4 protein-coding genes are annotated in these 4,755 nt (G+C 71.1%); 1 reads left to right on the forward strand and 3 read right to left on the reverse strand.

The genetic code is table 11. The features are described 5' to 3' along the window. Positions 1–113: 113 nt before the first annotated feature. Both alc and allB read right to left on the reverse strand, forming a co-directional pair. Complete coding sequence (gene alc, locus J0695_RS37010) at positions 114–1,232, reverse strand: allantoicase (RefSeq protein ID WP_206969148.1); 1,119 nt, start codon at positions 1,230–1,232, stop codon at positions 114–116. Beyond that, complete coding sequence (allB, locus tag J0695_RS37015; protein ID WP_206969145.1) at positions 1,229–2,566, reverse strand: allantoinase AllB; 1,338 nt, start codon at positions 2,564–2,566, stop codon at positions 1,229–1,231. Before allB ends, alc begins: the two co-directional genes overlap by 4 nt. A gap of 219 nt (positions 2,567–2,785) precedes the next feature. On the opposite strand from allB, the gene J0695_RS37020 reads away from it, so the two are divergent. Further along, the gene (locus tag J0695_RS37020; protein ID WP_206969146.1) at positions 2,786–3,586 is read left to right on the forward strand and encodes an IclR family transcriptional regulator; all 801 of its coding nucleotides are present in this window, start codon (positions 2,786–2,788) and stop codon (positions 3,584–3,586) included. A 28-nt stretch (positions 3,587–3,614) separates the two neighbouring features. Here the strand turns inward: J0695_RS37020 and J0695_RS37025 are convergent. Beyond that, positions 3,615–4,755, reverse strand: a 1,141-nt coding sequence (locus J0695_RS37025) for a cytochrome P450 (protein ID WP_206969147.1), incomplete at its 5' end; no start/stop codon positions are given.

Consider the following 4,755-nt stretch of genomic DNA (forward strand, 5'->3'; position numbering starts at 1 on the left):
AATCGCCGGACGGGCTTGATTCTGCCCGCACACGATCAGGCCTCGCCGGGCAAATTTCAGCCCGTCCGGCGATTGAGGACCGGGGGTTCGGGGGCGGAGCCCCCGAGGCGGGGTCAGCCGCCCAACTCCCGGTGGCGCGCAGCCAGCCCGGCCGCCCCCGACTCCGTCAGCGCACCGAACAGCCGCAGCCGCGAGATCCCGCCATCGGGGTAGATGTCCACCCGGACATCCGTCCCCACCACCGGCACCGGCAGCACGAAGCGGTGGTTCGTGTCCGGCTGGAGCCGAGTCCTGGCGATGACCTCCGTCCACTCCCCCGTCCCGCCGTCGCGCAGCGAAAGCGCCGCCCAGCCCGCCGAGTTGCCCTTGAGGTACGCCGTGTCGATCTCGACGGCGCGGATCTCGGCCTGGGCCACGAGCCGGTAGCGGATCCAGTCGTTGCCCTTGTCGCGGCGGCGCCGCGTCTCCCAGCCGTCGTCCATCTTGCGGGAGCGCCCCGGCTGGATGGTGTTGGTGGCCGGGGAGTAGAAGCGGTCGGAGGCGTCCTCGACCTGGCCGCCGTTCTCCAGGGCCGCCACGTCGAAGGTCCCGAGCGCGGCCAGCCAGGCCGGGTCGGGGGCGACCTCGCCGTACACCCGCAGCCGGGCGATCCCGCCGTCGGGGTGCTGGTTGACCCGGAGGTGGGTGAAGCGCTGCTCGACGCCGACCTCGAAGCCGTTCGCCGCATGACCGCCAACAGCCGTACGCGGGACGAGAGTTGTCCACTTCACGTCGGCGGACAGCAGGTCATCCGGCGACGGGGACCCTGCCACCGAGGTGGCCTCGACCGAGACGGCCTGCGGGTAGTTGCCGCGGAAGTGGGCGGTGTCGACGACGATGCCACGGATCACGCCGGGCGCCCCGAGCCGTACGAGCGCCCAGTCGTGGTCGTCCTCGGTCGGGTGCGGCTGCCCGGCGGAGACGCCACGGCGGCGGCGCGTCTCCCAGCCGTCCATGATCTTGCCCTTGTGGCCGAAGCGCTCGGGGTCGAAGTGCGCGGGCTCGGGGATGAGCATGTTCTCGCGCTCGGCGAAGAACTCGTCGTTCGCGGCGATCACACCGGCGCCGAGCCGGCGGTCGGCCAGGTCGACGAGCGCGGTGAAGGGGAGGTCGCCCGTGCGGTAGTCGGCGTAGGGGTCGCCGCCGCCGAAGGGGCTCGCGTCTCCGGTGAAGTGCTGTGCCGTCACGGTCAGTTGTTCCTTTCGAGCAGGTGGCCGGTGGGCTCGGCGAGGACGCCTTCGTGCGCGATCCGTACGCCGCGCAGCCAGGTCGACTTCACGACGCCGTGCAGGGTCTTGCCCGCGTACGCGGTGACCTGGTTGCGGTGGTGCAGTTCCGCGGGGTCCACGGTGAAGGTCTCGTCGGGCGCGAGCACCGCGAAGTCGGCGTCGCGGCCGGGCTCGATGGCGCCCTTCTGGGACAGTCCTGCGAGCGAGGCAGGGGCGGCCGACATCCAGCGGACGACGTCCTCCAGGCCGTGGCCGCGCTTGCGGGCCTCGGTCCAGATCGCGGGCAGGCCGAGCTGGAGCGAGGAGATGCCGCCCCAGGCGTTCGCGAAGTCCGGGGTCTTGAGGTCGGTGGTGCAGGGCGAGTGGTCGGAGACGATGCAGTCGATCGTTCCGTCGGCAAGCCCCTCCCACAGCGCATCCTGGTTGGCGGCCTCGCGGATCGGCGGGCAGCACTTGAACTCCGTTGCCCCGTCCGGGACTTCCTCGGCGGTGAGGGTGAGGAAGTGCGGACAGGACTCGACCGTGATCCGTACGCCCTCGTGCTTGGCGGCGGCGATGAGCGGCAGCGCGTCCGACGAGGAGAGGTGCAGGACGTGCACGCGGGCGTCGAGCCGCTTCGCGACGGCGATCAGGCCCTCGATGGCGGCGTTCTCGGCGTCACGCGGACGGGACGCGAGGAAGTCCGCGTACTCGGGTCCGCTCTTCTGCGGGGCCTCGGCCAGCTCGTGCGGGTCCTCGGCGTGCACGATGAGCAGCCCGCCGAATCCCGTGATCTCGGCGAGGGAGCGCGCCAGCTGCTCCTGGTCGAGCTCCGGGAATTCCTCCACGCCGGACGGCGAGAGGAACGCCTTGAAGCCGAAGACCCCGGCGTCGTACAGCGGCCGCAGGTCCTTGACGTTGGAGGGGAGCGCGCCGCCCCAGAAGCCGACGTCGATGTGCGCCTTGGTCCGGGCCACGTCCTGCTTCGTGCGCAGGTTGTCCGGCGTGGTGGTCGGCGGGAGGGAGTTCAGCGGCATGTCCAGGAGCGTGGTGATCCCGCCGGCCGCGGCAGCGCGGGTGGCGGTCCAGAAGCCCTCCCACTCGGTGCGGCCCGGGTCGTTCACATGGACATGGGTGTCGACGAGGCCGGGGAGGAGGACGTCGTCACCGAGGTCCTCGACACGTGCCCCCGCCGGGACCTCGGCGTCGTAGGGCAGGAGCGCCGCGATCTTCCCGCCGGATACGGTGACCGTGGCTGCCCGTGTCCCCTCCGGGGTGATGACCCGCGTGGAGCGCAGTACAAGGTTGACTTCGGACACGCGAGCCCCTCACTTCCGTACAGCGGTATTCAACATTCTGTTGATGGAGTCTTCCCGCCGGTCGGCGTCCCCGTCAAGGGTGACCCTGCCCCTTGGAGGTTTCCACAATATGAAAGGTCTATTTCGCAGTGCAGAATGTAGGGATCTACGCGAGGGGTAGGCAGGACCCTGCCCGATAGGCTGCTGACCTGCCTGCCCGCCTCGAAAGGAACCGCGCCCGTGCCGACGTCCAGCGCCACCGACGCATCCAAGCCCGCTGCCTCCGGCGGCGGTGTCCAGTCCCTTGAGCGCGCCTTCGATCTTCTCGAGCGAATGGCCGACGCCGGGGGCGAGGTCGGCCTCAGCGAGCTCTCCGCCAGCAGCGGACTGCCCCTGCCCACCATCCACCGGCTGATGCGCACGCTGGTGGACTGCGGTTACGTACGCCAGCAGCCCAATCGGCGCTACGCACTGGGCCCCCGGCTGATCCGTCTCGGTGAATCCTCCGCGCGGCTGCTCGGCACCTGGGCTCGGCCGTATCTCGCACGGCTGGTCGAGGAGACCGGCGAGACCGCGAACATGGCTCTGCTCGACGGCGACGAGATCGTCTATGTCGCGCAGGTGCCCTCCAAGCACTCCATGCGGATGTTCACCGAGGTGGGACGCCGGGTGCTCCCCCACTCCACCGGCGTCGGCAAGGCGCTGCTCGCGCACACCCCGCCGGAGGAGGTGCGGGCGCTGCTCGCGCGGACGGGGATGCCGGCCGCGACCGAGAAGACGATCACCACGCCCGAGGGCTTCCTGGACGCGCTCGATCTCGTACGGCGCACGGGGTACGCGGTCGACGACAACGAGCAGGAGATCGGGGTGCGGTGCCTGGCGGTGCCGGTGCCGAACTCCCCCACGGCCGCGGCGATCTCGATCTCAGGCCCTGCGGGCCGCGTGACCGAGGCCGCCACCGAGAAGATCGTGCCGATCCTGCAGGGCATCGCCCTGGAGCTGTCGGCGGCGCTGGCGAGCACGGCTTCCGCGCAGGCCTAGCCGCCGCAGCCGGCCGGCACAGCCGGGCTCACCAGACGACGGGGAGCGCCTTCAGTCCGTAGACGATGTTCTCCGTGCTGTAGGCGAGCTCCTGCTCGCCGGCCGCCGGGCGCAGTCCGGGGAGCCTGCGCAGGAGCGTCTCCAGGATGATCTGCAGCTCGGCCCTGGCGAGCGGCTGACCGAGACACTGGTGCACGCCGAAGCCGAAGGCCAGGTGGCGCCGGGCATCCCTGGTCAGGTCCAGTTCCCCGGGGTCGGTGGCCCCCTCGCCCCCGAACATGCCGGGGTCCCGGTTGGCGGCGGAGAGCATGCAGATGACCCCGTCGCCGGCCCGGACCGTCTGCCCGCCGATCTCCACGTCCTGGGTCGCCGCCCTGGCAAGGCCGAGATGGATGATGGTCAGCCAGCGCAGCAGTTCCTCCACCGCCCCCGGCACGAGCGCCGGGTCGGCCCTCAGCCGCGCCGCCCGCTCCGGATCGCGCAGCAGCGCCAGGACGGCGAGCGCGCTCATGTTGGCGGTGGACTCGTGCCCGGTGACCAGCAGCAGGAAGCCCAGCGATGCGGTCTGCTGCGGGTCCAGGTCGTCGCGGGCGACCAGACGGCTGAGGATGTCGTCGCCGGGGTGGTCCGCCTTGTGGGCCGAAAGCCCGGCGAGATAGTCCATCAGCTGGTGGTGGGCCTCGGCGGCCTGCTCCTTGCTGGTGGTGTTGTCGAGCAGGGTGCGGCTCAGCGACTGGAAGAGCTCGTGGTCCTGGTACGGGACTCCGAGCATCAGGCAGATCACCAGTGACGGCACGGGGAGCGCGAAGTCGCCGACCAGATCGGCCGGTTGGCCCTTGGCCACCATGCGGTCGATCGTCTCGTCGACGATGGACTGGATGCCGGGGCGCAGCGCCTCGATCCGCTTGACCAGGAAGTCCTTGGTGACCATCCGGCGCAGCCTGGCGTGCTCGGGGTCGTCCATGCGGATGAAACTGGGCTTGGAGGTGGCCAGTTGACGCTGCCCCGGCGAGAGGAAGGGGAAGCCGGGGGTGCGGGCGTCGGCGCTGAAGCGGGGGTCGGCGAGGACGGAACGGACCTCGCTGTAGCCGGTCACCAGCCAGCAGGGGGAGCCGTCGGGCAGCGCGGCCCGGGTGATCGCGCCCTCGCGGCTCCCCCTGCTGGCTGGT

This window comes from Streptomyces beijiangensis (assembly GCF_017315755.1).
GTDB lineage: Bacteria > Actinomycetota > Actinomycetes > Streptomycetales > Streptomycetaceae > Streptomyces > Streptomyces beijiangensis.